Here is a 26,998-nt window from a genome sequence, read left to right on the forward strand (position 1 = left end):
CTTCGTAAGGCGCAGACCATAGTGTGACCCAGACAACACCAGGTTTTATCAAATATCAACTTAAGCGACCTGCTTACGAGAGGGGTACGACCAGTTGACCGCGCAGTTGACCACCCACGGCGCCCATGGCACCGGCGACATCGCCAGCGAACAGCCCTACCTGGCGCGACGACAGAATTGGGTCAACCAGCTCGAGCGGCACGCCTACATGCAGCCGGGTGCGCCGGCGCTGCGATTCCTCGGCCACACCACCACGTGGGCCGGCCTCCGCGATCGCGTCGCGAAGCTCGCCGGCGCGCTGAGTCGCCGCGGGGTCGCCGCGGGGGATCGGGTGATGATCTTGATGCTGAACCGCACCGAGTTCGTCGAGTCGGTGCTGGCGGCCAACATGCTCGGAGCCATCGCTGTCCCGGTCAACTTCCGGCTCACCCCGCCGGAGATCGCTTTCCTGGTCGACGACTGCCAGGCCCGGCTGATGATCACCGAGCCGGTGCTTGCTCCGGTTGCCATTGCGGTGCGCGGCATCACGTCGGTGCTGGAAACCATTGCGGTTGCGGGCGACTCCGCCGACGAGGGCCTACTGGCCTACGAGGATCTGATTGGCGAGTCCGGGGATCCGGCCCGGTTGGCCGACATTCCGAACGACTCGCCGGCGCTGATCATGTACACCTCCGGCACGACGGGACGACCGAAAGGCGCCGTGCTGACCCACACCAACCTGAGCTGTCAGACCACGGCCAACCTCTATACGCACGGGTTTGCGGCCGACGACATCGGCTTCATCGGCGTTCCCTTCTTCCACATCGCCGGCATCGGCAACTTGCTGACCGGGATGCTGATGGGTCTACCCACCGTGATCCACCCGCTTGGCGCGTTCGACCCCGGGCACCTGCTCGACGTCCTCGCCGCCGAAAAGGTCACCGGGATTTTTCTGGTCCCGGCCCAGTGGCAGGCGGTTTGTAGTGCGCAGCAGGCGAATCCACGGGATCTGAAGCTTCGGGTCATCTCATGGGGTGCAGCTCCGGCGTCAGATACCCTGCTGCGGCAGATGGCGGAAACATTTCCGGGATCGCAGATCCTGGCGGCATTCGGTCAAACCGAGATGTCGCCGGTGACGTGCATGCTGCTCGGCGAGGACGCGATCAGAAAGCTCGGCTCGGTGGGCAAGGTGATTCCGACGGTTGCCGCCCGCGTGGTCGACGAAGACATGAACGACGTACCGGTCGGTGAGGTCGGTGAAATCGTTTACCGGGCACCCACATTGATGAGCGGCTATTGGAACAACCCGGAAGCCACTGCCGAGGCGTTTCACGGTGGCTGGTTCCACTCCGGCGATCTGGTGCGGATGGACGACGAGGGCTATGTTGGGTTGTCGTCGCCCAGCGGGAAGGTAAGCAGTGGAAGATCAGCAGCTTGCAACAGGTGATCTGACGTCAGCGTCGGCCGCCGACACCGCCGTCGCTGACACCGAAGCTGCGCCCATCGAACCGGACGCGGCCGATGTGTCGGATGTCGAGACGGCCGAGGACAGCGACAGCGACGACGAGGCCACCGACGACGCCGAAGCCGGTGTCGTTCGCTTTCGCCAGCGGCGGCCGGCCACCAAGTGGACGACGATCGCCGCCACGGTGGCGGCCGTTCTCTTCGTCGGTGCCGGAGCATTCGCCGGCGCGATGATGCAGCCTTACCTGGCCGACCGCGCCGCCGTGGCGACCAAGCTGAACGTCGCCCGCACCGCCGCCAACGCCATCACGACGTTGTGGACCTACACCCCGGATAACATCGACAAACTGGCCGATCGCGCGTCGCAATACCTGACCGGCGACTTCCAAGCGGCCTACCGCAAATACCTCGACGCGCTGATCGCTCCCAACAAGCAGGCGAAGATCACCAACACCACCCAGGTGGTCGGGGCGGCCGTCGAATCGCTCAGCGGAACGGATGCGACCGCCATCGTCTACACCAACACCGCGTCGACAAGTCCGAATACCAAGGACGTGCCGTCGCTGAAGTACCTGTCGTATCGGCTTGTGCTGCAACGGGATCACGCGCGCTGGTTGGTCACCAAGATGACCACGATCACCTCACTGGATCTCACACCCAAGTTCTAGTTGAACGCCAGCCAGCCGGGCAGTGCCCGCTCGTGCGCGTCGCACAGCACCTCGTACGTGTCGCAATTACCTTTCGGCACACCGGCTCCGGCCCACATCCCTCCGGTGTCGCGACGCAGCACGATGGCCGACGAGCCGCCACCGTCAAGCAGCACCGCGGTGTCGCTGCCGAGGCCGCGAAACAGGTCCTGGATGTTGTCTGGCGTATAGCTACCACCCTGGAACACGTAAAGCTCGTCGCGCGGCTTGGAATACGCCAGCGCGGTGCGCGCCGCGCTGGGGCCGCCGTCGTTGAGCTGACCGGTGTTTCCCGGCGACAGCAATCCCAACCCGCTCACGGCGACGAAGGGGTCGCCCCGGTCGACCAGGCCGGTGACGGCCGCGGTGGCGGCGTCGTAATCGTGTCCGTCGCGACCACCACGCGGCCACAACACCGACGGAGCACCGTGTTTGGGTAACACCATGGTGGCCAGCGCACTCCAGTTCTCGTTGCCACCGGACAATCCCTGCTTACCGGCGTAGGGGATGGTGCCGGTGACAGCCTGATTGGCCCGGCCTTGCCCGCGGGTGTTGTCGACGTAGGCGCCCAGTGGCGAGCTGCATCCGGTCGAGCGCCACGAGCCGCCCTTCTGGCCGCGAATGTCGAAGAAGTTGGCGTTGATGGCGATCGTCGGCTTGCCCAGCGCCTGCCACGCCTGCACCGGGGCGTAAGTTTCCGAGGCCTGCATCAACCCGTCGCTGGTGCGGGCATGCGGATTACGTTCGCAGCGCGACTGATAGCCCTGGTGGCTGTCCACCAGCAGATGCGGCTCCAGCCGTTGCGAGGCGGCCTTGATGATCATCAGATGACCTCCGCCGCTGCCGTCGTACCAATTGCCGGCGGCGTTGAGCATCGGCGCCGGGTGACCGCCGCCGAAGTTGTAGACCAGATAGGAACCTTGGGTATTCGCGATGGCGCTGGCCAGCAGTTCGCGGGCTTCGGCGCGGGCAATCGGCGGGCCGGTGCCGGTCGCTAGCGCCCAGCACAGCGCGCCGCTGGCGCAGCAGGCTGTGATACGCCGGAAGGCGGCGACGAGATTCGGCACTGTTGCCCCTTCGGCGCGAATATCATTACTCAGGTATTACACAGCAAGATGCGTAACAGCGGAGTGACGGATCGGCAGCAGTCCAATGACGTTCGGCCGCTGGCTGTTTACTGGCCGGGCTGGGAGACCGCGCCGGGTTCGGCGGGCGTATCAGCCGGCGGCACGGTTGCCGCGCGCCCCCGGCGGTCGTAGCGGCGTGTCACGACGAGGCCGAACAGCACGGCGGCCACCAGCCCGACGGCAGACCATTCCAGCGATTGCGCCAGGCCCGCATCGGCGCGGCCACCGAGATAGAGCAAAGCCCTTGTGCCGACGAAGACTTGGTGTAGCGGTTCGAATCTCGCGAGCCATTCGAACCATGCCGGGGTGGCCTCCAGCGGCACCGTCGCGCCCGCCGAAGGCAGGCCCAGGATGACGAACACGAACAGGCTGACCACGGCGCCGGTCGCACCCATCGCGGCGATCAGTGATGCCGACGCCATTCCGACCGCGAGGATCGCGAATGCGCCGAATAGCCATAGCGCCACTCCGTTTTGCACCGGCATACCCAAGTTGGCGCCGATCGTCAGATAGGCGGCCGACGTCAGCAGCGCCACCACGACGATCATCGCCCACTTGATCAGGAGGGCGCGCAGCCGCGACACGTTCTCGCCGGAGCCGTACACCGTTCGGAATTCAATGGGTGCGACACCGAGCATCGAATTCACCAGCATGCTGACGACGACGCTCCCGACAAAGCCGGCCAACAGCAGCAGCACCGCATAGTAGAAGGCCGACAACCCATTTCCGGTGCCGTCGGGTAGGGCATTGTGCACGCTCGACTTGACCTCGACGGGGTTGGCCAACATCAGCGCCACCGCGCCGGGTTCGGGCTTTTTCCCGGTCTGCGCCGCGACCTCTTGCGAAAGCCGTTGGCCAACACGCTGATCGATCAGCGCAACCTCGCGCTGCAACGTCTGACCGGCGATGCTGGCGCCCAGGGTGCCGGCTCGCGGGTTCGTCGACACCACGATGACCGCGCGCTCGACGCGGCCCGGGGTCAGTGCGCTCTTCGCATAGGTCTGCAACTTGGACGAGAAGTTCGGCGGTATGACCGCGATACCGTAGATCTGCGCGGTATCCATCTGCTTCTTCGCTTCGTCAGGGGTGAGCACGCGGACGTCGTAGGCATCGTGGTCGAAGCCGGCGAGCATGCCCTTGACCACCTGTGCACCCGTCGGCCCGGCGTCTTCGTTGGTAATCGCGACCGGGAAGTGGCGCAGGTTGGTCATCGGCTGCAGGGTTCCGCCGAGATAGAAGGCGGACAGGGTCGACAGCAGAATCAGCGTGAGAAGGATCGGTGCAGCCCAAAACCGGACGGTACGAGTCGATTTCGGTGCGGGAGGATAGTCGAACGCGGGGTCGTCACCGCCGTAAGCGACATCAGGTGATGCGTGACGGGCTTGCGGTTCAGACACATCGGCTCCTGTTCATCCGCGCCCACCCTAGTCGCCGAGTGCCGCGTGCATCTCCCAGACGAGCAATTCGGTGGACTCCCGGGCGGTGACGTGCGCACCGTCTGCATCGGTGAGGCGGAGCGCGTCGCCCTCACCCAGCTCGGCCTGGTCGAACCCCACCCGGCCGCGCGCGACGAACAGGTGCAGATACCGGGCCGCCGGAAGCGTCACCGCATCGCCGGGTTGCAGGCGCGCGACGTGCAGAGCCGCCGACGCGTTGTGGATGCTGATCGCGGCGTCGCGACCCGGTATTCCGGAGGCGACGGTCGTCAGCCGCCCGTCGAGTTCGTCGTCGCCGACGGCCTGCTGTTGATAGCTCGGCTCGATACCGGCCATGTCGGGCTGCACCCACATCTGGACGAACCGGACCGGCTCGGTGGCCGAGGCGTTCTTTTCCGAGTGGGTGATTCCCGAGCCGGCTGACATCCGTTGCGCCAGGCCGGGATAGATCACTCCCGCATGACCCGCGGAGTCGCGGTGCGCCAATGACCCCTCCAGCACCCAGGTGACGATCTCCATGTCGCGATGCGGGTGGGTGTCAAAGCCCCCGCCGGGTGCGACGATGTCGTCGTTGCTGACCAGCAGCACACCGTGGTGGGTGTTGCCCGGTTCGTAGTGGTCGCCGAACGAGAACGAGTGCCGCGAGTTCAGCCACGGCGTGCGGCTGACCGCGCGGTCGGCGGCGCGTCGGATGTCCACGGTGGCGGGCACGCTGTCACGCTACCCCGCTGCGCAGCAGAGTCTGAGCATGCCGCAGCGCAGCCTCGAGGTCGGGCAGCGCCAGTTGGCTGCGGCCACCCAAATGGATCTCGATCTGGTATTCCGGCTGGCCGTCTCGGTCGAAGATCGGCAGCACGACGAATTCGGTTGTGGCCAGGTCTGTTTCCAGCGATCGCGTCACCGATTGCAGCGTCACGATGGTCATCAGCGTGTTGAGTTCGCGGGTCACCTGCGCGGTCGGCTCCAGCGACGCCAATACCGCGGCCAGCCGGTCGTGCAGCGAGTTGTGGGCCGCATCGAATCTCCAGGCGCCGTAGCCGCGGTCGCGGATCTCGGCGAGCACCCTGCGGTGCCCGGCGATGTCGGCATCGGTGAGACGCGGTGTCACGCGGCGCAGCCAGCCCTCGATCGCGTCTTCGTCCCGCCAGGCCATCGCCACCAGGCCGAACGGCGGCCCGATCGGAAAGCGTTGCCCGACCGCGTGCCCGCCATCGGTGCCGTGGCCCACGGCGTCGACGGTGGTCAGGTGCGTCCGGCCGATCTTGGACATCGAACAGCCCGCGCCCAAGGTGGTGTGGAGAAAGGCAAGCGTCTCGCGGCCGCGATCCAGGAGCGGGAACTGGGCGCGCAGCCCGTGCACCAGGCCGAACAACCCGCTGCCCAGCGTGTAACGCCGGTCGTCGCGGCGTGTCACCCAATTGCGGTCTTCGAGCTCGGCCAGCACCAGCGCGCAGGTCGATGTGCTGATCCCGCAGCCCTTGGCCAGCTCTGCCGACGTCCGACCGGCCGATGAATCCGACAGGGCCGCAAGCACATCCATCACGCGGGCGGTGGGCGGCGATTTGGCCGGTGCCGGCGTGGTTGACGGATCCATCCCGACCTTCCTACCATCCGTCCGAAATATGGTTTATAGCTTCCTAATATTAGGAGAACAAATGTACAAGGTAGGCCTATGGGGCCCCGGGTCGATGGGTTTGATCGCCCTGCGTGGGGTGATCGACCACCCCGAGCTGGAGCTCGTCGACCTTGTCGTGCACAGCGACACCAAGGCTGGCCGCGACGCCGGGGATCTGTGCGGCGCCGCGAAAACCGGTGTAATCGCCACGCAGGATCCCGCGGCACTGCTCTCCGGTGACGCCGACGCCGTGATCTACGCGGCGGCCGCCAACCTCCGCCCGGCCGAGGCGATCGCCGACATGGCGTCGATCCTGCGGTCCGGCAAGAACGTGGTGTCGTGTTCGGTCGTGCCGCTGGTCTACCCCGACGGAGTCGATCAGGGTTTCACGGCGTCCCTGCGAGAGGCGGCGGCGGCCGGCAGCGCGTCGTTCTTTACCACCGGCATCGATTCCGGGTTCGCCAATGACGTTCTGCCGCTGGTACTCACGGGTGTCTCACGGGTAGTCGAGTCGGTGCGGATCACCGAAATGTTCAACTATGCCACCTATCCCGACAAAGACGCCGTCTACGAGATCCTGGGCTTCGGTAAGCCGCCGGAGTTCGTCGCATTCGCCGCGGCGCCGGGCATGTTCAGCTTCGGATGGGGGCCGGTGGTGCACCAACTGGCCGCGGGGCTGGGCGTCAAGGTCGACAATATCGAGGAGAACGTCGAGCGGGTCGTGGCCGACGAATCGTTCGACACGCCCACCGGGCGCATCGAGGCGGGCACCGTCGGGGCCATGCGGTCGACCTTGACCGGATATGTGGATGGCAGGCCAACTTTCGTGGTCGACCACGTCACTCGGATGCGCGACGATCTGGCACCGGACTGGCCGCAGCCGCACATCTCGATTCCGCCGCGCGACCTGGGTTACGGGGCGGCATCGGGTCGTGGGCTGTACCGCGTCGAGATCGAGGGTTCACCGACCATGCGGTGTGAGTTCGAGATGGCCGACGACCACGACCACGACCTCGGCGCGCGGATGGCCGGCGCGTCGCGGATGGTCAACGCGATTCCCGCGGTCTGCCAGGCGCGACCCGGATTGCTGTCGGCGCTGGATCTGCCGCTGATCACCGGAGCCGGCCTGGTCGGCGCCGTCGCGGGCGTGCCGCCGGACAGCCGCCTGTTCTAGGTTCTTCGGCACTCGGCACGGGTCAAAGACGCTCAGGCAAGCCAAATTTCGCGAACAGTGCGGTGTCGAGGAAGGCCACGACTCGGGTGACGCCGTGGTCGGTCACGTCCAGCACGTGAAGCTGGAACGGTACGTGGCGATCGCCGCTGCGCATGTACATCGCCGCGGCGGGCTGGCCGTTGGCGGTCAACGGCAGCATTCGCATGTCGCCGGGCAGCTCGGCGGGACACTGCTGATGGATCAGCGTGATGATGGCCTGCGGCCCTTGATACCAACCGGTGAAAGGTGGCATCTCCCAGATCGCCTCGCTGGTGAAGATGTCGACCAGGCGGTCGATGTCGTATGCCTCGAACGCGGCGATATAGCGCCGCAGCTGATCCTGGGCCTCCGCTGAATCGGGCGCGGACAACCGCGCGTCGGCGCTGGGTCCGACGGCATCGAGTTGTGCGCGGGCGCGTTGCAGCAGGCTGTTGACTGCGGCCGGGCTGGCGCCGATCGCGTCGGCCACCTCGGCGGCTTTCCATTGGAGCACGTCGCGCAGCAGCAGCACGGCCCGCTGCCGGGCCGACAGGTGCTGCAGGGCGGCGACGAATGCCAGCCGGACCGACTCACGAGTACCCACGACGGTGGCGGGGTCCGGAAGCGGTTCGAGCCACGGCACCTCGGCGCCGTCGACCAACTCCGCGGTCGGGTCCGAGCTCGGCGCGCCCAACCCCGTCGGCAATGGCCGCCGCTGACGACCTTCCAGCGCCGTCAGGCAGGTGTTGGTGGCGATCCGGTGCAGCCAGGTCCGCAACGAAGACTTGCCCTCGAAGCGGTCGTAGGCCTTCCATGCTCGCAGCAGGGTTTCCTGTACCAGATCCTCGGCGTCATGCAGGGAGCCGGTCATCCGATAGCAGTGGGCCAGCAATTCACGCCGGTAGGGCTCGGCGGCGGCGGAAAAATCCGCCTGACCGTCATCGGCAAACTCGCGGGCGAGCACGCTCACCCGACCGAGCTTACGGACTGCGTACGACGTTCGGTCTACGCTTCCCCTGATGACAATTTCGCGTGCCGAACATGCCTTCGACGGTGTCGACGACGTGCGCATCGTCTATGACGTCTGGACTCCCGCGGTCACCCCTCGCGGCGTCGTGGTCCTCGCGCATGGATTGGGTGAGCACGCCCGCCGCTACGACCATGTCGCGGCGCGCTTCGGTCGCGAGGGACTGATCACCTACGCGCTCGACCACCGCGGCCACGGCCGCTCCGGCGGCAAGCGGGTGCTGGTCAGGGACATCTCCGACTACACCGGCGACTTCGACACCCTGGTCGGCATCGCCGCCAGAGAACACCCGGGGCTGCCCCGCATCGTGCTCGGCCACAGCATGGGCGGCGGCATCGTGTTCGCCTACGGGGTCGAACACCCCGACGACTACCACCTGATGGTGTTGTCCGGGCCGGCGGTCGCCGCGCAACTGGCGGTGTCGCCGCTGCTGGGGTGGGTCGCCAAGACGATGGGTGCCATCGCGCCCGGACTGCCGCTGCAGGCGCTCGACTCCGGCGCGGTGTCCCGCGACCCGGCCGTGGTGAACGCCTACGACACCGACCCGCTGGTCTACCACGGCAAAATCCCCGGCGGAGTTGCCCGCGCACTGCTGCTGGTCGGTGAGACGATGCCGCAACGCGCGCCCTCGTTGACCGCGCCGCTGCTGGTGGTGCACGGCTCCGACGATCGGCTGATCCCCGTGGAGGGCAGCCGGCACTTGGTCGCGGCCGTGGGCAGCGGAGACGTCGAGCTGAAGGTCTACCCGGGCCTGTATCACGAAGTGTTCAACGAGCCTGAGCAAGAGCAGGTGCTCGACGACGTGGTTGCCTGGATCAACGCGCGACTGTGAATGGCGGCGGCGAAACGTCGCCCGGTTCCTCTAGTTTGGTGCTGTGCGCGCCGGCGGCCTGACATGCGCCGCGTGAAGCGGCGCGAGTGAGGAGGAGCGGCGTTATATGAGTGACGACAAGATGCTCGCGCGCATCGCCGCGCTGCTGCGTCAGGCCGAAGGCACCGACAATGCGCACGAGGCCGAAGCGTTCATGTCGGCCGCCCAGCGGCTGGCCACCGCGACGTCCATCGACCTGGCCGTCGCGCGATCGCACGCCGACAAGCGCTCGCCCGCGCAGACACCGGTGCAGCGCACGATCACCATCGGCAACGCCGGCACTCGCGGCCTGCGGACCTACGTCCAGCTGTTCGTGGTGATCGCGGCGGCCAATGACGTGCGCTGCGACATCGCATCGAACTCGACGTTCGTCTACGCCTACGGCTTCGCCGAGGACATCGACGCCACCCATGCGCTGTATGCCAGCCTGGTCGTGCAGATGGTCCGCGCCTCGGACGCCTACATCTCCTCCGGTGAGCACAGGCCGACCCCGACGATCACCGCCCGGCTCAACTTCCAGCTGGCGTTCGGCGCGCGCATTGGTCAGCGTTTAGCCGAGGCCCGCGAGCAGACCCAACGCGAGGCCAAGAAAGACAAGCGCCGCCCGCCCGGCACCGCAATCGCATTGCGGGACAAAGAATTGGAGCTTCGCGACTACTACAAGACCGCGTCGCGGGCGCGCGGCACCTGGCAGGCCACTCGGGCGACCGCAGGCTATTCGTCGGCGGCGCGACGGGCGGGGGACCGCGCCGGCAGACGGGCGCGGCTCGGCAGTGGCGCGGAGCTTTCCGGCGCCCGGACCGCACTGGAACGGTGAACGCACCGCGTGACGCGCAGCGCTCCAAGGTTTACGCCGCCGAGGAATTCGTGCGGACGCTGTTCGACCGGGCCGCCGAATACGGCGCGAGCGTGGAGTTCTTCGGCGCGCAGTTGACGCTGCCGCCAGAGGCGAAGTTCGGAACGCTGAGCGGCGTGCAACGCTACGTCGACGACGTGCTGGCGCTGCCGGCGGTGCGGGGGCAATGGCCCGATGTCGCGCCGCTGCGGGTCCGGGCCCGCCGGGCCTCGACCGCGGCGCACTACGAAAACCATGACGGCTCAGGCGTTATCGCGGTTCCCGACGACCGCGATGCCGACTGGGCGATGCGCGAACTCGTCGTCTTGCACGAGATCGCGCATCACCTCTGCGACGAGCAACCGGCGCACGGTTCGCAGTACGTCACGACGCTGTGCAGGTTGGCCGAACTGGTGATGGGACCCGAAGTCGGACACGTCCTACGGGTGGTCTACGCGAAAGAAGGTGTGCGCTAGCCGAATCAGCTGGCGACCTCGACCATCTCGTCGCCGCACTTGCAGATGTATGCGTGATCACCGGCGCAGTGACAGGCCACCTCGATACGAACCCGGCAACCGCAGCCGTCGTGACCACAGCTCAACAGGGTTCCTGCTTCGTTGGACATCTCTCCACCTCTCGGGATTGGAACCGGACAGCCGCCAATCTATACCCCAGGGGGGTATAGGGCAAGGACGGTAAAGCAGTGGCGGCCGTCGCCGAGACCGAGCTAGCTTGGACCCATGAGCCCCCACCCGACTCCCGCCGAAGTTGACGAATTCCTTGACGCCACCGTGCTGGTCGACGATCCCGTGCTGAGCGCGGCGCTCGCCGACAGCGACGCGGCCGGCCTGCCGCAGATCGCCGTATCGCCTCAGCAGGGCAAGTTCCTGAGCCTGCTGGTCGCAGCGACCAGGTCTCGTCGCATCCTGGAGATCGGAACGCTGGGTGGTTACAGCACGATCTGGCTGGCCCGCGGCGCTGGACCCGAGGGCCGCGTCACCACCCTTGAGTACGAACCCAAGCACGCCGAGGTGGCCCGCGCCAACGTTGACCGCGCCGGGGTGGGCGATCAGGTCGAGATTCTGGTCGGCGCGGCGCTGGACACCCTGCCGAGCGTCAACGGACCTTTCGACCTGGTGTTCATCGATGCTGACAAGGAGAACAACCCCGGCTACCTGGACTGGGCCGTCAAACTCACCCGATCTGGCTCATTGATCGTGGTGGACAACGTGATTCGCGAGGGTTCGATTCTTTCGCCCGGTGACAACCCCGTGGCCGTAGGCTCCCGCAAGGTCATCGAGTTGATGGGCGAGCACCCGCAACTCGACACCGCGGTGCTGCAGGTGGTGGGCGCCAAACATTGGGACGGCCTGGCGTTTGCGCTGGTGAAGTAGCAAGGCTTGGTCACGGCCCGCGAAGGTGCGCAGAATGCCATTGCTGCGCGGCGTGGCGCGTGCAAACACGCACACTCGCGGTGACGTAGTGGTTAGCCGCAGATCGCGCCGTCGGCTGCCGAGCCCACCAGTTTGACGTACTTGGCCAGCACGCCGGAGGTGTAGCGCGGCGGCAATGGACTGAAACCCTCGCGCCGAGAGGAGAATTCATCGGCGTCGACCAGAACGTCCAGGGTGCCCTTGGCGACGTCGAGGCGAATCTTGTCGCCGTCACGCAGGAAAGCGATCGGTCCGCCGTCGGCGGCCTCGGGCGCGATGTGCCCGACGCACAAGCCGGTGGTCCCGCCGGAGAACCGGCCGTCGGTCAACAGCAGCACGTCCTTGCCCAGGCCGGCGCCCTTGATGGCGCCGGTGATCGCCAGCATCTCCCGCATGCCGGGGCCACCTTTGGGGCCCTCATAGCGGATTACCACCGCGTCTCCGTGGGTGATCGTCCCGTCTTCCAAAGCGTCCAACGCCGCCCGCTCGCGTTCGAAAACCCTTGCGGTGCCTTCGAACACGTCGGAGTCGAAGCCGGCCGACTTGACCACAGCGCCTTCCGGCGCCAGCGAGCCGTGCAGGATGGTGATGCCGCCGGTGGGGTGAATCGGGTTGTCCAACGCCCGCAGCACCTTGCCGTCCGGGTCCGGCGGTGCGATATGCGCGAGGTTCGCGGCCATCGTCTGACCCGTCACCGTCAGACAGTCGCCGTGTAGAAGGCCAGCGTCCAGCAACGCTTTCATGACCACGGGCACGCCGCCGATGTGGTCGACGTCGAACATCACGTGCTTGCCGAACGGCTTGACGTCGGCCAGGTGCGGCACCTTGGCGCCGATGCGGCTGAAGTCGGCGAGCGACAGCTTCACGTCGGCCTCGTGGGCGATCGCCAGCAGATGCAGCACCGCGTTGGTCGATCCACCGAAGGCCATCACCACCGAAATGGCGTTTTCGAAGGCTTCTTTGGTCAAGATGTCGCGGGCGGTGATCCCGCGGCGGAGCAGGTTGATCACCGCTTCACCACTACGGCGGGCGTAGCCGTCGCGCCGGCGATCGGTGGCCGGGGGAGCGGCGCTGCCCGGCAGCGACATGCCGAGTGCCTCGGCGGCGCTGGCCATGGTGTTCGCGGTGAACATGCCGCCGCACGCGCCCTCGCCTGGACAGATGGCCCGCTCGATCGCGTCGACGTCCTCGCGCGACATCAGCCCCCGAGCGCAGGCGCCGACGGCCTCGAAGGCGTCGATGATCGTCACGTCGCGCTCGGTGCCGTCGGACAGCTTGGCGCGTCCGGGCAGGATCGAGCCGGCGTACAGGAACACCGCGGCCAGATCCAGCCGGGCGGCCGCCATCAGCATGCCGGGCAGTGACTTGTCGCACCCGGCCAGCAGCACCGACCCGTCGAGGCGCTCGGCCATCATCACGGTCTCGACGCTGTCGGCGATGATCTCGCGCGAGACCAGCGAGAAGTGCATGCCTTCGTGGCCCATCGAGATCCCGTCGGACACCGAGATCGTGCCGAATTCCAGCGGATAGCCGCCGGCGGCGAACACGCCTTCCTTGACGGCCTTGGCCAGCCGGTCCAGCGACAGGTTGCACGGCGTGATCTCGTTCCACGACGACGCCACCCCGATCTGCGGCTTGGCGAAGTCGTCGTCGTCCATGCCGACCGCCCGCAGCATCCCGCGCGACGCGGCCTTTTCCAGGCCGTCGGTGACCTCGCGGCTGCGGGGCTTGATGTCGATGTTGTCCGCCATGGCGTAAGTATTGCGCGCCGTGCCAGGTCGGCCAAAATCATTAAAATACCCCCAAGGGGTATACGAACGAAGCCGGCGATCTGGCCGTTCACCAGGGTGGCGTGGCGCGCAGGCGGCCCGATCGTTGACAATGGTGGCAACACCGGTGCCGCGCTGACGGCCCGAGCATGATCTTCACGACCAGGATGTTGGAGGGGCAGTGGCACCCACACACGGATACTCGTCGCAGAAAGACAACTACGCCAAGCGGTTACGGCGTATCGAGGGCCAGGTGCGGGGCATCGCCAAGATGATCGAGGACGACAAGTACTGCATCGACGTCCTGACCCAGATCAGCGCGGCCAACAACGCGTTGCAGTCGGTGGCGCTGAACCTGCTCGACGAGCACCTCGGCCACTGCCTCACCCACGCCGTCGCGCAGGGGGGCTCGGAGGCCGACCAGAAGCTCGCCGAAGCGTCGGCGGCGATTGCGCGACTCGTCCGCTCCTGATCTGTCACGGGTTGGGTGCCACCCGTGGTTGAGTAGTGCCCGTGGTGCCAGCTCGTGCCGCCGAAGGGCGAACCGCAATCAGCGGACCCTGGACACCCCGAATTGCCATCCAGCTGGCGGTCCTGGCCGCTGCTGCGTTCACCTACGTCACGGCCGAACTGCTGCCGGTCGGCGCACTGCCCGCGATCGCGCGTGACCTGCACGTCAGCATTCCGATGGTCGGCACGCTACTGGCCTGGTACGCGCTGGTCGCCGCCGTCACGACGATCCCCCTGGTGCGCTGGACCGCGCAGTGGCCACGCCGCCGGGCGTTGTTGCTCTCACTGATCTGCCTGACCGCGTCGCAGCTGATCTCGGCGCTGGCACCCAACTTCGTGGTCCTGGTGTGCGGACGCGCTCTGTCGGCAGTCACCCACGGCCTGATGCTCTCGGTGATCGCGCCGATCGCCACCCGACTGGTTCCGGCCAGCCACTCGGGGCGCGCCACCACCTCCATCTATGTCGGGATCAGCCTGGCCGTGGTGGTCGGTAGCCCAGCGACCGCGGCGATGAGCCTGGCGTGGAACTGGCGGGTGGCTGTCGCGGCGGTGACGGCGGTGGCCGCCGCGGTGACCGTGGCCGCGTGGGCGGTGTTGCCGCCGATGACGTTGCGTGACGACCAGTTGAAGTCGGTCGGCCGGGGCGCCCGGCACCACCGCAATCGACGTCTGGTGATCGTGAGCCTGCTCACCATGATCGCGGTGACCGGCCACTACATCTCGTTCACGTTCATGGCGGTGATCATTCGCGAAGTGGTGGGCATCCGAGGGCCGGACATCGCCTGGTTGCTCTCGATCTACGGGATCGCGGGCCTGGTCGCGATGCCCTTAGTGGCCCGGCCGCTGGATCACCACCCGCGGGTCGCGGCGATCAGCTGCATGGTCGGTCTGTATGTGACGCAGCTCGTGCTGACCGTGCTGGCCTTCCACCGATTCCCCTCGTTGATGACGGCCCTGGTCGGCGTCGTCACTATCGCGCTGTGGGGCGCCTTCGCCAACGCGGTGTCGCCGATGCTGCAATCGGCGGCGATGAAAGCCGGCGCCGACGACCCCGACGGCGCCTCCGGGTTGTACATGGCGGCTTTCCAGGGCGGGATCATGGCCGGCTCGTTTGTCGGCGGCCTGTTCCTGGAGCACGGCGTGCTGGCGATGTTCGCGGCGTCGGCGGCGTTGATCGGCATCGGAGCGGCCGGAATGACGTTCGAGAGGCAGCTCTTCGACGGTCCCACAGCTGACACTTAAGACTGCAGTTCAACGCGCTTTTTGACGCCCGTTTCCAGCCGATTTGGCGGTTGCCGGATTGATATTTCGGTCGCGTGCTCCTGCATACTGGCTCGAGAAGAGTGACTCGAGAGGGAATCACATGTCGCGCTTGTTCAAGGGCTCACTGACTGCTGCGCTCAGTGCAGTGGGAGTGGCCGCTGCGCTGGCGATGGGAAGCGGCGTCGCACTCGCAGACCCGGAACCACCGCCGCCGCCCGCACCCGGAGTGGACGCTCCGGCCCCGCCGCCGCCCGGCGACCCGGCGCCGCCGCCCGCGCCCGCCGACCCGCTGGCCGGCCCGCCTCCGGGCGTGCCCGCGCCGCCGGTCCCCGGTGCGCCTGTGACCGCACCGGGTGATCCCCTGGCGCCGTCGGCGACCGTGCCGGGGGCAACTCCGGTTGCCGTACCGACGTGCGCGTCGACGTGCGCAGGCCAGAACCCGGCGCCCTTTACCGGCCAACCGCCCTTCGTCCCGCCCACCTTCAACCCGGTCAACGGTGCAACCGTCGGGGTGGCCGAGCCGATCATCATCAACTTCGCCCGTCCGATCGCCGACAAGCCGATGGCCGAGCAGGCGATCCACGTGTCGTCCACCCCGCCGGTGCCCGGCAAGTTCTATTGGCTGACCCCCAGCCAGGTGCGGTGGCGTCCCAACAGCTTCTGGCCCGCTCACACCGCGGTGCACGTCGACGCGGCCGGGACCCAGAGCAACTTCGTCGTAGGTGACGCGCTGCAGGCCACCGCCGACGACGCGACGCACCAGCTGGTGATCACCCGCAACGGAACCGTCGAGCAGACCTTCCCGATGTCGATGGGCATGGCCGCGGGCGGTCACCAGACGCCGAACGGCACCTACTACGTGCTCGACAAGAAAGCCAAGGTCGTGATGGATTCGTCCACCTACGGCGTGCCGGTCAACTCGACCTACGGCTACAAGGTCGATGTCGAAGACGCCGTGCAGTTCGACAACAGCGGCGACTACGTGCACAGTGCGCCGTGGTCGGTGGCCGACCAAGGCAAGCGCGACGTCAGCCACGGCTGCATCAACATCAGCCCGACCAACGCCAAGTGGTTCTTCGCCAACTTCGGCACCGGTGATCCGATCATCGTCAAGAACTCCGTCGGCAACTACAGCAAAAACGACGGTTCCAACGACTGGCAGCTCGCGGGTCCCTTGGGCTAGTTCCAGATGCGAACTCGCCGAGCAGGTTCGAGGTATAGCTCGTCGTCCTTGGTGACTCCGAACGCCTCGTGGAACAGGTCGAGGTTGCGGATCACGCCGTTGCAGCGGAACTCCGGCGGCGAGTGCGGGTCGATGGCCAGCCGCCGAATCGCCTCGGCCTCACGGGATTTGGTCCGCCATACCTGCGCCCAGCCGTAGAACACCCGCTGCACGCCGGTCAGCCCGTCGATGACCGGCGCCTCCGCGCCGTTGAGTGACAGCTGGTAGGCGAGCAGCGCGATCGATAACCCACCGAGATCGCCGATGTTCTCCCCGACGGTGAACGCGCCGTTGACGTGATGGGTGGCGTCCAGCCCGCGCGGGGTGAACCCGTCGTATTGGTCGATCAAAGCCTTTGTGCGCACACCGAATTCGGCACGGTCGTCATCGGTCCACCAGTCGACCAGGTTGCCGTCGCCGTCGTACTTGGCGCCCTGGTCGTCGAAGCCGTGGCCGATCTCGTGACCGATCACCGCGCCGATGCCGCCGTAGTTCGCCGCGTCGTCGGCCTCGGCATCGAAGAACGGCGGCTGCAGAATCGCCGCCGGGAAGACGATCTCGTTCATCCCCGGGTTGTAGTAGGCATTGACGGTCTGCGGCGTCATGAACCACTCGTCGCGGTCCACCGGGCCGCCGAGCTTGGCCAAATCGCGGTCGTACTCCAGCGCGTAGCCGCGCTGGTAGTTGCCGTACAGGTCGTCGCGGGCGATCACCAAGCCGGAGTAGTCGCGCCACTTCGCCGGGTAACCGATCTTCGGGGTGAACTTGTCCAGTTTCTCCAGCGCCCGCTGCCGGGTCTCCGGCGTCATCCACTCCAGGTCGGTGATGCTGACGCGGTAGGCCTCGCGCAGGTTGGCCACCAGCTCGTCCATCCGGGCCTTCGCCTCGGGCGGGAAGTGGCGCTCCACGTAGAGCCGGCCGACGGCGTCGCCCATCAAGCTTTCGACCAGCGACACCCCGCGCTTCCAGCGATCACGCAGCTGCTCGGTGCCCGACAGCGTGCGACCGTAGAACGCGAAGTTCTCGTCGACCAGCTCGTCGTTCAGGATCGATGCGCGTCCGCTGATCACCCGCCAGCGCAGCCAGCGCCGCCAGTCCTCGATGTCCTCGCTCTCCCACAGCGATGCGAAAGCGATGAGGGCGTCCGGTTGGCGGACGACGACTTCGGCCGCCTGCTCCGACGTCGCACCCAACGCGCGGAACCACACCGCCCAGTCGAAACCGGTTGCCTTGGAGCGGAGTTCGTCGAAGGTGAACAGGTTGTACGTCAGCTCGGCGTCGCGGCGTTTGACCACGTCCCAGTGCGCGGCCGCGATCTTGGTCTCCAACGCGACGATCTGCTGTGCGGTCGTCGGCCAATCGCCGTCGTGTTCGCCGTAGACCAGCGCGAACATCCGCGCGATGTGCTTCGGATACTCGGCGAGGATCGCCGCGTGCTGCGGGTCGCGGTAATACGACTCGTCGGGCAGCCCTAGCCCCGACTGCGTCAGGTGCAGCAGGTAACGGGCGGAATTCTTGGAGTCGGTGTCGACGTAGAGGCCGGTGCCGCCGCCGATGCCGGTGCGCTGCAGCTCGCCCAGTTCGGCGGCCAGCTCGGTGGGCGTCAACGCAGCGTCGATGCCGGCCAGCTCGTCGAGCAGCGGCCGCACGCCCAGTCCCGCGATCGTGTCGGTGTCCATGAAGCTGGCGTACAGGTCGCCGATGCGCTGCGAGTCGGTGCCGTCGCCGCCGTTGGCCGCGGCGGCCTCGGTGATGAGGTCGCGCACCTGCTCCTCGGCACGGTCGGCCAGCAGCCGGAACGCGCCGTCGGTGGCCCGGTCGGCCGGGATGGCGTAATCCGCCAACCAGCGGCCGTTGACGTGACCGAACAGGTCGTCTTGGGGGCGGGCCGCGTCGTCGACATAGCTCAGGTCAAGGCCCGAGCGGATAGCTTCTACCGTCACGCCTTCATTGTTACCAAAGGCTCGGCGAGACTGCGGGCGGCCCGAGCGCCCGCCCAGCCGGGCATTCGCCAGCAAGCGCCCGCCCAGCCGGGCGGTCGGCCCTAGTACCCTCACGGCCATGCCCGACGACGAGCAAACCCCACCGGCGGCCGACGAGCCCGACGACGCCGCCGCGACGGCGACACCCGCCGGCGGCCGGATGTTCTCGCCCTACGGCCTGGCCTCCGCGGTGCTGGGCGCGTTGTGCGTCGCGGCGATCGCGCTGGGGGCGGTGATCTGGACCGACCACCGCAGCGACGTCGAGGAACGCACCTACCAGAGCCGGGCCATGCAGACCGCCGCCGACTGGACCGGCGTGTTGATCAACATGAACACCGACAACATCAAGGAAAGCCTGCAGAAGCTGCACGACGGCACGGTCGGAGAACTCAACGCCGACTTCGACTCCTCGATCCAGCCGTACCAGCAGGTCGTCGAGCGGCTGCAGTCGCGCAGCCGCGGTGAGGTCGAGGCCGTCGCCGTCGAAGCCGTGCACCACGACCTCGATGCTCAACCGGGCGGGCCCAAGCCGCCCGAGCCGCTGCCGGCGTCCATCGCCCGGCGCAGCGACGCGGTCATGGTCGTCGCCACGTCGGTCAGCGAGAACACCGGTGGCAAGCCCACGACCGTGCACTGGAATCTGCGGCTCGTCGTCTCCGACGTCGACGGCAAGCTGATGATCTCGCGGCTGGAGTCGATTCGATGAGAAACGCCTGGCGGGTGGTGGCTTTCGACGTTCTCGCGCCGCTGGCCGCGATCGCCGCGCTGCTGGCCATCGGCTACGTACTGGCTTGGCCGGTCTGGTGGGTGTCGCTGTGCTCGGTGCTGATCGTGCTGATCGTCGAAGGTGTGGCGGTCAATGTGTATCTGCTTCGGCGAGATTCGGTCACCGTCGGCACCGACGACGACGCCCCCGCTCTGCGCTTCGCCGTCGTCGCGCTGACCACCACCGCGATCGTCGCGGCCGTGCTGACCGGCTACCGGCATTGGGCGACGCCGGACCACGCCCTCAAAGTCGACTCGGCCGAGGTCGTTCGCGTCGCCGTCGACGTCGCCCAGGCGACCGCGACATTCTCACCGTCGGAGCCGATGGCCGCCATCGACAAGGCCGCGGCCATGATGGTGCCCGAACAGGGCAACACGTTCAAGGAGCAATTCGGCAAGGCGACAACGGATTTGGCGAAGCGTAATGTCACCGCCACCGCGGCGGTCATGGAGGCCGGCGTCGAGGCCATTGGACCCAGCGCTGCCGCCGTCGCCGTCGTGATGCGGGCCACCCAGAACGAACCCGGCCAGCCGCCGGACAACGCGGTGTTGGCACTGCGGGTCACGCTGACCAAGCAGGGCGACCACTGGCTGGTGCTCGGTGTCTCGCCGCTCAACCCGCGCTAACGCAGCCGGGCGTGCTCGACCATCAGGCAGCGGTCCATGACCACCTGCAGGCCGGCGGCTTCCGCGTCGCGTCCGACCTTCTCATGCCACAAACCCTCTTGCAGCCACAGGGTTTTCGGGTGCGGGTCGAGGGCGAGCACGTCTGCCAGCACCGAGGGCAGATCGTCGAACCGTCGGAAAACGTCGACCATGTCGGGCACCACGGGCAGGTCGGCCAGGCGCGAATACACCTTCGCCCCGGCGATGTCGCTGATCGTCGGGTTGACCGGAAAGACTTGGTACTGCCCACTTCTGAGCAGATAGCTGTAGATCTGGTTGCTGGGCCGGCTGGGTTTGTCGGATGCCCCGACGACGGCGATGGTTCGCGTGTCGGCGAAGATCTGCCGCAGCGCATGGTCGTCGGGGTTGGCCATCAGTGGCGGCGCGGCGGCCGCTGTGCGGGGCGTGGGACCGGATGCTCGGGCGGCTCGGACGACCGGGCCTTGGCGAAACGGTCCGAGAGCCGGCGCATCCGGATCATCAGCGACGCCGACGGGCTGGCGGTCGCCTCCAGATAGGAGCGCAGGTCGTCGACGTCCACCCCGATTCGGGATGCGAACTCCGGCAGCTTGAGGCCGGACCGCTCGATCAGTACCCGGACGTGACGGGACACCTCGTTGCGCTCGTTGGCTTCCAGGTGGTCGCGGGCCCGGTCGAGGACCTCGGCGAGGGCCTTGGAGATGCCGTAGGGATGCGAGGTCTCCAGCACCTCCTCGACCTGCCGGGCGGTGCGGCCGTAGGGGTCACGCTTGATCGCCACCGCGATCTGCTTCCAGGTGGCGATGTCGCCACCTTCCAGGGCCTGCCGGATGGCTGAGGTCGGCCAGAATTCGACGGGCCGGTCGCCGTCGCGGGGGCGGGCCGGAGGCCGGTGCGGCGCCTGACCATGGCGACGGTCCGCTGCCAACGTCACCTAGCCTCCTCCAACATCGCCACCGCTACCGCCAGGCAGCGCTGCCTGACACTCTCCCAGTTTGCCTTGGTATCGGACTCGGGCCAACCGTCGTTATCAACATCCGACGGATGCGGGTCAGCGAGGCGACGGACCAACTGGCTGGCGATCCACTGCCGACGGGGTGATTGACCAGAGTAATACCTGTCCATACCGGCCAGGACGACCGCGGCGTTCTCGGCATCCATGGTGTCTACCAGTTCGGCGAAATCGGCATAGTCGCGGCTGCTGTTGCGGCTCATGATCAGGTAGCCCTTGAGCCGCAGCGTCTCGGCGCCGGTCGGGATCTGCAGCCGGTCGCCGGTCGGCAGCTGCACGTGGGTGGTCTCCACCGGGCTGCGGCGTGCGAAGCGTGGCTGCTCGGCTTCCGCCTCCGCGGCCTGGGCCGCCAGCGCGTCCAGCGCCACCGCGAGCCGGCCGCGCCACAGCGTGACCGGGTGTACGGGCCGGATCGCGCGGGGCGCCGCCCGGCCCGCGCTGCCGCGGTGCGACAGGCTGCCGACGAACTTGCGGGCCGCCGACTGCGTGCCGTTGTTGCCGTTGGGTGTGCCGATCACGGCCAGCTGACGGGTGGCCGCGCTGGCGACGTAGGTGCTATCCTTGACCTTTTTCACCGGTTCGCCGCTGCGTCCGCAGCCGATGAACGCCAGCGGGTCGGCGACGGTGATCGCGTCAGGCACCATGTTCTTCAATCGGGCCGCGGACTTGAGCACGATCTTCAGGTCCGCACTGGGCACCGCGGGCGCCGAGATGTTGTCGGGAATCATTAGCACATCGCCGAGATCGACTGCAGGCAAAGGCTTTTCGAAGTCGACGGATGGCAGGATGCGTTCCAGCCAGGCGGGCAGCCACCAGTTCCACTCGGCGAATACCGCCATCAGCGCCGGCACCATCACCAATCGCACCACGGTGGCATCGACGGCGATCGCCACCGCGCAGGCCACCCCGATCTCGGCTACCAAAGGCATGCCGGCAAACGCGAACCCGATGAACACCGCAATCATGATCAGCGCCGCGCTGGTGATCGTCCGCGCGCTGGTGCTCACGCCGTAGGCCACCGCGTCGCGGGTGTTGCCGGTCTGCAGGAACCGTTCCCGGATCCGGGTCAGCAGGAAGATCTCGTAGTCCATCGACAGGCCGAACGTCATCGCCAGCACCAACGGCGGAACCGTGCTGTCAATCGAGGTGATCGGCGCAAAGCCCAACTTCTCCAGCCAGCCCCATTGGAACACCATCACCAGGCTGCCGTAGGCCGCGGCCACCGACAGCATCGTCATCACCACGCCCTTGAGGGCCAGAAACACCGACTGGATCGACAGCAGCAGCATCACGAACGCGATCAGAGCGACGAACACCAGCACCAGCCACTGGGTCTTGGACACTTCGTCGTCGAAGTCCTTGATCAGCGCGGTCGGTCCACCGACACTGATCTCCGCCGAGCCGGTCGCGGCCTGGGGGACGTGGGTGCGCATCCAGGAGATGGTGTTGCGGGCGCCGAGGTCCTCGGGGTCCACCGACAGCATCGCCGACAGCATCGCGCTGCTGTTGTCGTCGGCGAACACCGGCGGCGCCACCGAGACGATGTTGGGCGACTTGCCGATCTGGTCGCGGACCGCAGCCAACGTCTGGGCGTGGGTGGCCGACGATGCCTCACCGTTGGGAAAGCTCACCAACACCTGTATCGGGCCGAGCGCACCGGGCCCGAGCGCCTCGGACGCGGCCGACACACCGGCGCGGATTTCGTGCGACGAGTTGAACTGCCGAAGCAGGCTATTGCCCAACACCATCGACAGTGCCGGTATCGCCATCGCCAGCAGCACGGCCGCCGCCGCCGAGGCTGACGCCCACGGCCGGTGCATGACACCGCCGATCCAGTGTGTCCAGAACCGCGACTGCGTGGTCTCGGCGCGCCGCGACCAGTGCAGCACCGACGAACGCTTGGCGGCCGACCGGCCGAACGTGGCGAGCACCGCCGGCGTCATGGTCGTCGACGTCAGCATGGCGACGGCCACCGCGAGGATGGCGCCGGTGGCCATCGACGTCAGGGCCGGAGTGTTGATCAGGTAGATGCCGGTCAACGACGCCACGACGGTCATTCCCGACAGCGCGACGGCCAGCCCCGACGTGGCCATCGCCGCGTCGATCGCCTCCTGCGGCTGACGCCCGGCCCGCAGCTCCTCGCGGAAACGCATCAGGATGAACAGCGAATAATCGACGGCCAGGGCGATGCCGAACATCGACACCGTCGACGTCACGAACACCGACATCACGGTGTAGGCCGACAACAGATAGACCAGGCCCATCGTGATGATCACGGTGACGATGCCGAGCGCGAGCGGGATCGCTGCGGCGGCCAGTGAACCGAACACCGCCAACAACACGATCAGGATGATTGGAAGGTTCCACTGCTCGGCCTTGGCGATGTCGTGTTTGGTGTTGGCCGCCGCGGCCGTGCTCAACGCCCCCTGCCCGATCACATAGAGCCGCACGCGGCCGTCCCGCATCTGGCCCGGCCGTTCGCCCTGGACACCGACTTTGACCCGCAGCTTTTTGGCGGCGTCGCTGGCGCTGTTGTTGGCGGCGCTGTCGAGTCGCAGCGAGACCACATACGGCCGGTCCGGCTGCGGCGACGGCTGCGCGGGGTTGGGCACCACCACGACGTCGGGCTGCTGCTTGGCGACCTGCTGGAGGAACGCGGCGGCCGCCGTCATGTCCTCGTAGCTGGCATCCGCGCGTGGGGCGGCGACCAGCGCCAACGGGGATGTGCCCTGGTCGGGGTAGTGCGCCTCCAGCGCGTCGTGCACCTTCAGCGACTGGGATCCCGGTACCTCGAACCCACCGCCGGTGAGATGACCCGACGAGGTCAGCACCAGGTAGACGGCAGGGATCAGCGCCAGCAGCCAGCCGCTGAAGACCAGCCAGCGACCTCTGCGCAGGCTGCTGCTCAAGCGCATCATGAAGTGCTGGATGTCTTCTCTCCCCGCATCCGTTGCCCTGCGCCGACCCGCCGCGCCTGGCTACGCCGTCCGGTGCTCGCCACGGCCGCGCCTGCGATCGCCGCGAATTTGTGCGTGTCCGCGAGCCTACCGCAGGCAACCGTGTACGCAGCGGGCTTCCGGGTCGCTGAGCTGCAACGACTCCGTAACGGCGGCAATTCCCACATAGCTGTTCCACAGGTGTGATGAGATCCCTTTCCGCGAAGTGGCGACCCCGCCGGATTCGATGGCAGGATGACGACGACGTGCCGGCCCAGCGCCGGCGGTTTCTGGGGACAACGAGTTTCGCCCCGCACGCCCACAAGGAGCACGAATGAAGTCCCTGACCGGGAGCACCGCGACGCTTCGTCGTCGCTTGATCGGCGTCCTGACCGCGACCGGACTGGGCGGCACCGCCGCAGTCGTGCTGCTCTCCGCTCCCTCGGCGGTCGGCGCCTCCGACCCGTGCGCGGCCAGCGAGATGGCCCGCACGATCAGCAACGTGGCGCGCTCGGCGGGCGACTACCTCGACGGCCACCCCGAGACCAACCAGGCGATGACATCGGTGATGCAGCAGCCGGCCGGCCCGAGCTCGGTCACCTCGCTCAAGAGCTACTTCGACACCAATCCCAAGGCGGCCAGCGATTTACAGACCATCGCGTCGCCGCTAGCGGGACTGTCCACCCGGTGCAAGATGCCGATCAGCCTGCCCCAGGTGCTCGGGTTCATGCAGTCGGCGCAGGGTGCCCTTCCCGGTGGCCTGCCGGGCGCGGCGCAGGCTATCTCCGGCGCTCAGAACGCGATCCCGGGCGGCGCAGCGACGGTCCCGGGTGCCGCAGCGGCAATGCCAAGTGGCGCCGGCGCGTTCAGCGCCTTCAAGTGAGTCCCTCGACCCGATTCGGGTCGAGGTGGTTGTCGCTGCGGAACATGAAGAAGAACACCACCCAGCCGATTGCGGCCAACACCAGCCAGCTGACCAGGCGGTAGATCAGCATCGTCGAGACCGCAGTCGACAGCGACATGCCGCTGGACACCAGGCTCGGTACCAGTACCGCCTCGACCATCAGCAACCCGCCGGGCATCAGCGGAATCGTCCCGACCGCGCGGGCTGCCGCGCAGGCTACGGTCAGCCCCCCGAGCGAGACGTGCGATGCGCCCGCCGCGTAGGCCGCGCATGCCAGGCACGCGACGTCGGCGAACCGGTTGACCACCGACCAGCTGAACGCGGCCGCCACGTCGCGGCGCGTCAGGCTCACCGACTCGAGCTGGCAGAGCATCTGCCGCCACTTGGCCAGCCCGGCGTCGGACGGCTTGCCGCGTAGCGCATTGAACCGCGCCAGCACCCGGCACCCGATGCCCTCGATCAACTCGGGCCGTGACGCCACGGCCTGAGCCAACAGCAGCAGCGCGACGAAGCCGCCCAGCGTGAACAGCAACGAGAACGGGTTGTTCTTCGCGCCGAGCACGAATGCACCGCCCAGCCCGAGCAGCGCCAACCCCACCGCCTGCAGCACCCCCGACATCACCAGCTGCCAGGACGCCACCAACGTCGAGGCACCCCAAAGCCGTTGCTGCCGAAGCAGAAACGTCGCCGCGATCACCGGGCCACCGGGCAGCGTCGTACTCAAAGAGTTGGCCGCGTAGTACGCGGCCTCGGAGCGAAACTTGTGCACCCGTACCCCCGCCGAGGCCAGCAGGGTCCGCTGCACCTCGGCGAAACTGTGCATCAACACGATCGCGGCCACCGCACACGCCAGCAGCCACCACCAGTCGGCCGCGTACAGGCTTCGCGTCGCAGTGGTCAGCTGGTCCCAGGCCAGCGCCACCTCGACGGTCAGCACGGTCGCCACCACCGCCAGCGTCACCCACCGCAGCCACCAATACCGACTGCGGGCACGCTCGGGGACCTGACCGTCGACGTTCCTGGCCGGCGCGTCGTGCGACACGCGATTAGCGTAACTCCGCAGGTGGCGCTGGAAGGGTTGCGCGACGCCGGTGTTTGCGCGTGCCCAATGGAGTCGACCAAGCAGCTCCACAATTTACGACCCCGAGATGTCTAGGCTGGCCGGTATGGCATCACAGGGCTCGGCCGACTACGCCGACTCGGTAGAACCGATCGTCCGCAAAACCGCAGCCTGGTCCTGGCGCCTCCTAGTGATTCTGGCCGCCATCGTGGCGTTGCTGATGGTGATCAAGCGGCTCGAAGTCATCGTCGTCCCGCTGCTGCTGGCCCTGATGCTCAGCGCGTTGCTGGTCCCGATCGTCGACTTCCTGGATCGCCGCGGCGCGCCTCGCGGCGGGGCGGTGGCGCTGGTGATCCTGGGGGGCTTCGCGATCCTCGGCGGGATCTTGACCTTTGTCGTCAGCCAGTTCATCGTCGGTGTGCCGGATCTGGTCAACCAGGTCACCCGTAGCATCGACTCCGCCAAGAGGTGGCTGATCGAGGGGCCGCTGCATCTGAGCCGCCAGCAGATCGACAACGCCGGCAACTCGGCGATCCAAGCGCTGCAACACAATCAGGAGAAAGTGACCAGCGGCGCACTGTCGACCGCGACCGCCACCGCTGAAATCGTCACGGCCGCACTGCTCGTGCTGTTCACGCTCATCTTCTTCCTCTACGGCGGACGCAATATCTGGCACTACGTCACCAAGCTGTTCCCGAGCGATCACCGTGAGCGGGTGCGCGTCGCGGGTGGCGCGGGATTTCGCGCGCTGACCGGGTACGTGCGGGCCACCTTCTTGGTGGCCCTGGTCGACGCAGTGGGCATCGGCACCGGGTTGGCGATCATGTCGGTGCCGTTGGCCCTGCCCCTGGCCTCGCTGGTGTTCCTCGGGGCATTCATCCCACTGGTCGGTGCCGTGCTCAGCGGCTTCCTGGCGGTAATCGTGGCCTTGCTAGCGAAGGGCTTTGTTTACGCGCTGATCACGCTGGGCCTGCTGGTCGCGGTCAACCAACTCGAAGCCCACATCCTGCAGCCGCTGGTGATGGGCCGAGCGGTCTCGATCCATCCGCTGGCGGTCGTGGTGGCGATTTCGACAGGAGGCGTGCTGGCCGGCGTCGTCGGCGCACTGCTGTCCGTCCCGACCGTCGCGTTCTTCAACAACGCGTTCAAGGTGTTGCTGGCCAACGATCCGGACTCGGCGGTGGAAGACGGCGACGATTCGCTGATCCAGGCCGAAGCCGACGACCCGGAACCTGTCACAAGCGAGTAACGCGAACCGGATCCCT

General features: G+C 67.3%; 24 protein-coding genes and 2 pseudogenes. 14 read left to right on the forward strand and 12 right to left on the reverse strand.

Going from position 1 to position 26,998, the window contains the following annotated elements; all coding sequences use genetic code 11:
* Positions 1-94: 94 nt before the first annotated feature.
* Positions 95-1,366 (forward strand): annotated as a pseudogene (fadD5, locus tag MKK62_RS11305) (fatty-acid--CoA ligase FadD5); the annotation flags it as partial.
* A 31-nt stretch (positions 1,367-1,397) separates the two neighbouring features.
* Entirely contained in the window at positions 1,398-2,111 is a 714-nt protein-coding gene (locus tag MKK62_RS11310; RefSeq protein WP_240260990.1) for a mammalian cell entry protein, read from the forward strand.
* Here MKK62_RS11310 and MKK62_RS11315 read toward each other — a convergent pair.
* From MKK62_RS11315 to MKK62_RS11330, 4 genes are all read right to left on the reverse strand, one after another.
* A complete protein-coding gene (locus MKK62_RS11315) occupies positions 2,108-3,217 on the reverse strand; it encodes a phosphodiester glycosidase family protein (protein ID WP_434085083.1) in 1,110 nt (369 codons plus the stop codon). The genes MKK62_RS11310 and MKK62_RS11315 overlap by 4 nt on opposite strands.
* 86 nt (positions 3,218-3,303) lie before the next feature.
* Positions 3,304-4,653 (reverse strand): ABC transporter permease, encoded by a 1,350-nt coding sequence (locus MKK62_RS11320; RefSeq protein ID WP_240260988.1) that lies wholly within the window; start codon positions 4,651-4,653, stop codon positions 3,304-3,306.
* Positions 4,654-4,680: 27 nt separating this feature from the next.
* Positions 4,681-5,403: a pirin family protein gene (locus tag MKK62_RS11325; RefSeq protein WP_240260987.1), complete on the reverse strand. Its 723-nt coding sequence runs from the start codon at positions 5,401-5,403 to the stop codon at positions 4,681-4,683.
* Between the two features lie 4 nt (positions 5,404-5,407).
* The gene (locus tag MKK62_RS11330) at positions 5,408-6,286 is read right to left on the reverse strand and encodes a MarR family transcriptional regulator (protein WP_240260986.1); all 879 of its coding nucleotides are present in this window, start codon (positions 6,284-6,286) and stop codon (positions 5,408-5,410) included.
* A gap of 61 nt (positions 6,287-6,347) precedes the next feature.
* Here MKK62_RS11330 and MKK62_RS11335 point away from each other — a divergent pair, with 61 nt between their 5' ends.
* Positions 6,348-7,481 (forward strand): NAD(P)H-dependent amine dehydrogenase family protein, encoded by a 1,134-nt coding sequence (locus MKK62_RS11335; protein WP_240260985.1) that lies wholly within the window; start codon positions 6,348-6,350, stop codon positions 7,479-7,481.
* 22 nt (positions 7,482-7,503) lie between these two features.
* On the opposite strand, the gene MKK62_RS11340 is transcribed toward MKK62_RS11335, so the two are convergent.
* A complete protein-coding gene (locus MKK62_RS11340; protein ID WP_240260984.1) occupies positions 7,504-8,571 on the reverse strand; it encodes a sigma-70 family RNA polymerase sigma factor in 1,068 nt (355 codons plus the stop codon).
* On the opposite strand from MKK62_RS11340, the gene MKK62_RS11345 reads away from it, so the two are divergent.
* From MKK62_RS11345 to MKK62_RS11355, 3 genes are all read left to right on the forward strand, one after another.
* Positions 8,519-9,358 carry an alpha/beta hydrolase gene (locus tag MKK62_RS11345; protein WP_240260983.1) on the forward strand — a complete coding sequence of 280 codons (840 nt, stop codon included), beginning with the start codon at positions 8,519-8,521 and terminating at the stop codon, positions 9,356-9,358. The two genes, MKK62_RS11340 and MKK62_RS11345, sit on opposite strands and share 53 nt — an antisense overlap.
* Before the next feature lie 106 nt (positions 9,359-9,464).
* Positions 9,465-10,214: a DUF2786 domain-containing protein gene (locus MKK62_RS11350; protein WP_240260982.1), complete on the forward strand. Its 750-nt coding sequence runs from the start codon at positions 9,465-9,467 to the stop codon at positions 10,212-10,214.
* The gene (locus MKK62_RS11355) at positions 10,211-10,708 is read left to right on the forward strand and encodes a TIGR04338 family metallohydrolase (protein WP_240260981.1); all 498 of its coding nucleotides are present in this window, start codon (positions 10,211-10,213) and stop codon (positions 10,706-10,708) included. The genes MKK62_RS11350 and MKK62_RS11355 overlap by 4 nt, the downstream gene beginning before the upstream one ends.
* 5 nt (positions 10,709-10,713) lie before the next feature.
* Here the strand turns inward: MKK62_RS11355 and MKK62_RS11360 are convergent, their stop codons facing one another.
* Positions 10,714-10,857: a metallothionein gene (locus tag MKK62_RS11360; RefSeq protein ID WP_240260980.1), complete on the reverse strand. Its 144-nt coding sequence runs from the start codon at positions 10,855-10,857 to the stop codon at positions 10,714-10,716.
* A 115-nt stretch (positions 10,858-10,972) separates the two neighbouring features.
* Here MKK62_RS11360 and MKK62_RS11365 point away from each other — a divergent pair, with 115 nt between their 5' ends.
* Entirely contained in the window at positions 10,973-11,626 is a 654-nt protein-coding gene (locus MKK62_RS11365) for an O-methyltransferase (protein WP_240260979.1), read from the forward strand.
* A gap of 92 nt (positions 11,627-11,718) precedes the next feature.
* On the opposite strand, the gene ilvD is transcribed toward MKK62_RS11365, so the two are convergent.
* Entirely contained in the window at positions 11,719-13,416 is a 1,698-nt protein-coding gene (gene ilvD / locus MKK62_RS11370) for a dihydroxy-acid dehydratase (RefSeq protein WP_240260978.1), read from the reverse strand.
* Between the two features lie 199 nt (positions 13,417-13,615).
* Here ilvD and ricR point away from each other — a divergent pair, with 199 nt between their 5' ends.
* From ricR to MKK62_RS11385, 3 genes are all read left to right on the forward strand, one after another.
* The gene (gene ricR, locus MKK62_RS11375) at positions 13,616-13,906 is read left to right on the forward strand and encodes a copper-sensing transcriptional repressor RicR (protein WP_240260977.1); all 291 of its coding nucleotides are present in this window, start codon (positions 13,616-13,618) and stop codon (positions 13,904-13,906) included.
* A gap of 44 nt (positions 13,907-13,950) precedes the next feature.
* Positions 13,951-15,186, forward strand: coding sequence for an MFS transporter (locus MKK62_RS11380; protein WP_240264202.1), 1,236 nt, complete (start codon positions 13,951-13,953; stop codon positions 15,184-15,186).
* 121 nt (positions 15,187-15,307) lie between these two features.
* A complete protein-coding gene (locus tag MKK62_RS11385; protein ID WP_240260976.1) occupies positions 15,308-16,390 on the forward strand; it encodes a L,D-transpeptidase in 1,083 nt (360 codons plus the stop codon).
* On the opposite strand, the gene MKK62_RS11390 is transcribed toward MKK62_RS11385, so the two are convergent.
* Positions 16,387-18,372 (reverse strand): M13 family metallopeptidase, encoded by a 1,986-nt coding sequence (locus tag MKK62_RS11390; protein ID WP_240260975.1) that lies wholly within the window; start codon positions 18,370-18,372, stop codon positions 16,387-16,389. The two genes, MKK62_RS11385 and MKK62_RS11390, sit on opposite strands and share 4 nt — an antisense overlap.
* A 118-nt stretch (positions 18,373-18,490) precedes the next feature.
* Between MKK62_RS11390 and MKK62_RS11395 the strand changes: the two genes are divergently transcribed.
* Both MKK62_RS11395 and MKK62_RS11400 read left to right on the forward strand, forming a co-directional pair.
* A complete protein-coding gene (locus MKK62_RS11395; protein ID WP_240260974.1) occupies positions 18,491-19,117 on the forward strand; it encodes an Rv1363c family protein in 627 nt (208 codons plus the stop codon).
* On the forward strand, positions 19,114-19,803 hold the full coding sequence (locus MKK62_RS11400; protein ID WP_240260973.1) for a hypothetical protein: 690 nt from the start codon (positions 19,114-19,116) through the stop codon (positions 19,801-19,803). The genes MKK62_RS11395 and MKK62_RS11400 overlap by 4 nt, the downstream gene beginning before the upstream one ends.
* Here the strand turns inward: MKK62_RS11400 and MKK62_RS11405 are convergent.
* The 3 genes from MKK62_RS11405 to MKK62_RS11415 are packed head-to-tail and all read right to left on the reverse strand — an operon-like array spanning position 19,800 to position 23,751.
* Complete coding sequence (locus tag MKK62_RS11405; RefSeq protein WP_240260972.1) at positions 19,800-20,216, reverse strand: CoA-binding protein; 417 nt, start codon at positions 20,214-20,216, stop codon at positions 19,800-19,802. The two genes, MKK62_RS11400 and MKK62_RS11405, sit on opposite strands and share 4 nt — an antisense overlap.
* Positions 20,216-20,755: an XRE family transcriptional regulator gene (locus MKK62_RS11410; RefSeq protein ID WP_240260971.1), complete on the reverse strand. Its 540-nt coding sequence runs from the start codon at positions 20,753-20,755 to the stop codon at positions 20,216-20,218. Before MKK62_RS11410 ends, MKK62_RS11405 begins: the two co-directional genes overlap by 1 nt.
* Positions 20,752-23,751, reverse strand: coding sequence for an MMPL family transporter (locus MKK62_RS11415; protein ID WP_240260970.1), 3,000 nt, complete (start codon positions 23,749-23,751; stop codon positions 20,752-20,754). The genes MKK62_RS11410 and MKK62_RS11415 overlap by 4 nt, the downstream gene beginning before the upstream one ends.
* A gap of 361 nt (positions 23,752-24,112) precedes the next feature.
* On the opposite strand from MKK62_RS11415, the gene MKK62_RS11420 reads away from it, so the two are divergent.
* Positions 24,113-24,652 (forward strand): hemophore, encoded by a 540-nt coding sequence (locus MKK62_RS11420; protein ID WP_240264201.1) that lies wholly within the window; start codon positions 24,113-24,115, stop codon positions 24,650-24,652.
* A 16-nt stretch (positions 24,653-24,668) separates the two neighbouring features.
* Here the strand turns inward: MKK62_RS11420 and MKK62_RS11425 are convergent.
* Positions 24,669-25,715: pseudogene (locus MKK62_RS11425) on the reverse strand (lysylphosphatidylglycerol synthase transmembrane domain-containing protein); the annotation flags it as partial.
* A gap of 124 nt (positions 25,716-25,839) precedes the next feature.
* Here MKK62_RS11425 and MKK62_RS11430 point away from each other — a divergent pair.
* A complete protein-coding gene (locus MKK62_RS11430) occupies positions 25,840-26,982 on the forward strand; it encodes an AI-2E family transporter (protein ID WP_240260969.1) in 1,143 nt (380 codons plus the stop codon).
* The last annotated feature ends 16 nt before the right edge of the window (positions 26,983-26,998 follow it).

Source organism: Mycobacterium paraterrae (assembly GCF_022430545.2).
Taxonomy (GTDB): domain Bacteria; phylum Actinomycetota; class Actinomycetes; order Mycobacteriales; family Mycobacteriaceae; genus Mycobacterium; species Mycobacterium paraterrae.

Coding starts and splice junctions, on each gene's coding strand:
- MKK62_RS11395 (WP_240260974.1), top strand. CDS start 18,491: ATGCCCGACGACGAGCAAACCCCACCGGCGGCCGACGAGCCCGACGAC.
- MKK62_RS11345 (WP_240260983.1), top strand. CDS start 8,519: ATGACAATTTCGCGTGCCGAACATGCCTTCGACGGTGTCGACGACGTG.
- MKK62_RS11405 (WP_240260972.1), bottom strand. CDS start 20,216: ATGGCCAACCCCGACGACCATGCGCTGCGGCAGATCTTCGCCGACACG.
- ilvD (WP_240260978.1), bottom strand. CDS start 13,416: ATGGCGGACAACATCGACATCAAGCCCCGCAGCCGCGAGGTCACCGAC.
- MKK62_RS11330 (WP_240260986.1), bottom strand. CDS start 6,286: ATGGATCCGTCAACCACGCCGGCACCGGCCAAATCGCCGCCCACCGCC.
- MKK62_RS11350 (WP_240260982.1), top strand. CDS start 9,465: ATGAGTGACGACAAGATGCTCGCGCGCATCGCCGCGCTGCTGCGTCAG.
- MKK62_RS11335 (WP_240260985.1), top strand. CDS start 6,348: ATGTACAAGGTAGGCCTATGGGGCCCCGGGTCGATGGGTTTGATCGCC.
- MKK62_RS11365 (WP_240260979.1), top strand. CDS start 10,973: ATGAGCCCCCACCCGACTCCCGCCGAAGTTGACGAATTCCTTGACGCC.
- MKK62_RS11360 (WP_240260980.1), bottom strand. CDS start 10,857: ATGTCCAACGAAGCAGGAACCCTGTTGAGCTGTGGTCACGACGGCTGC.
- MKK62_RS11430 (WP_240260969.1), top strand. CDS start 25,840: ATGGCATCACAGGGCTCGGCCGACTACGCCGACTCGGTAGAACCGATC.
- MKK62_RS11415 (WP_240260970.1), bottom strand. CDS start 23,751: ATGATGCGCTTGAGCAGCAGCCTGCGCAGAGGTCGCTGGCTGGTCTTC.
- MKK62_RS11385 (WP_240260976.1), top strand. CDS start 15,308: ATGTCGCGCTTGTTCAAGGGCTCACTGACTGCTGCGCTCAGTGCAGTG.
- MKK62_RS11340 (WP_240260984.1), bottom strand. CDS start 8,571: ATGCGCACGTCGTCGACACCGTCGAAGGCATGTTCGGCACGCGAAATT.
- MKK62_RS11400 (WP_240260973.1), top strand. CDS start 19,114: ATGAGAAACGCCTGGCGGGTGGTGGCTTTCGACGTTCTCGCGCCGCTG.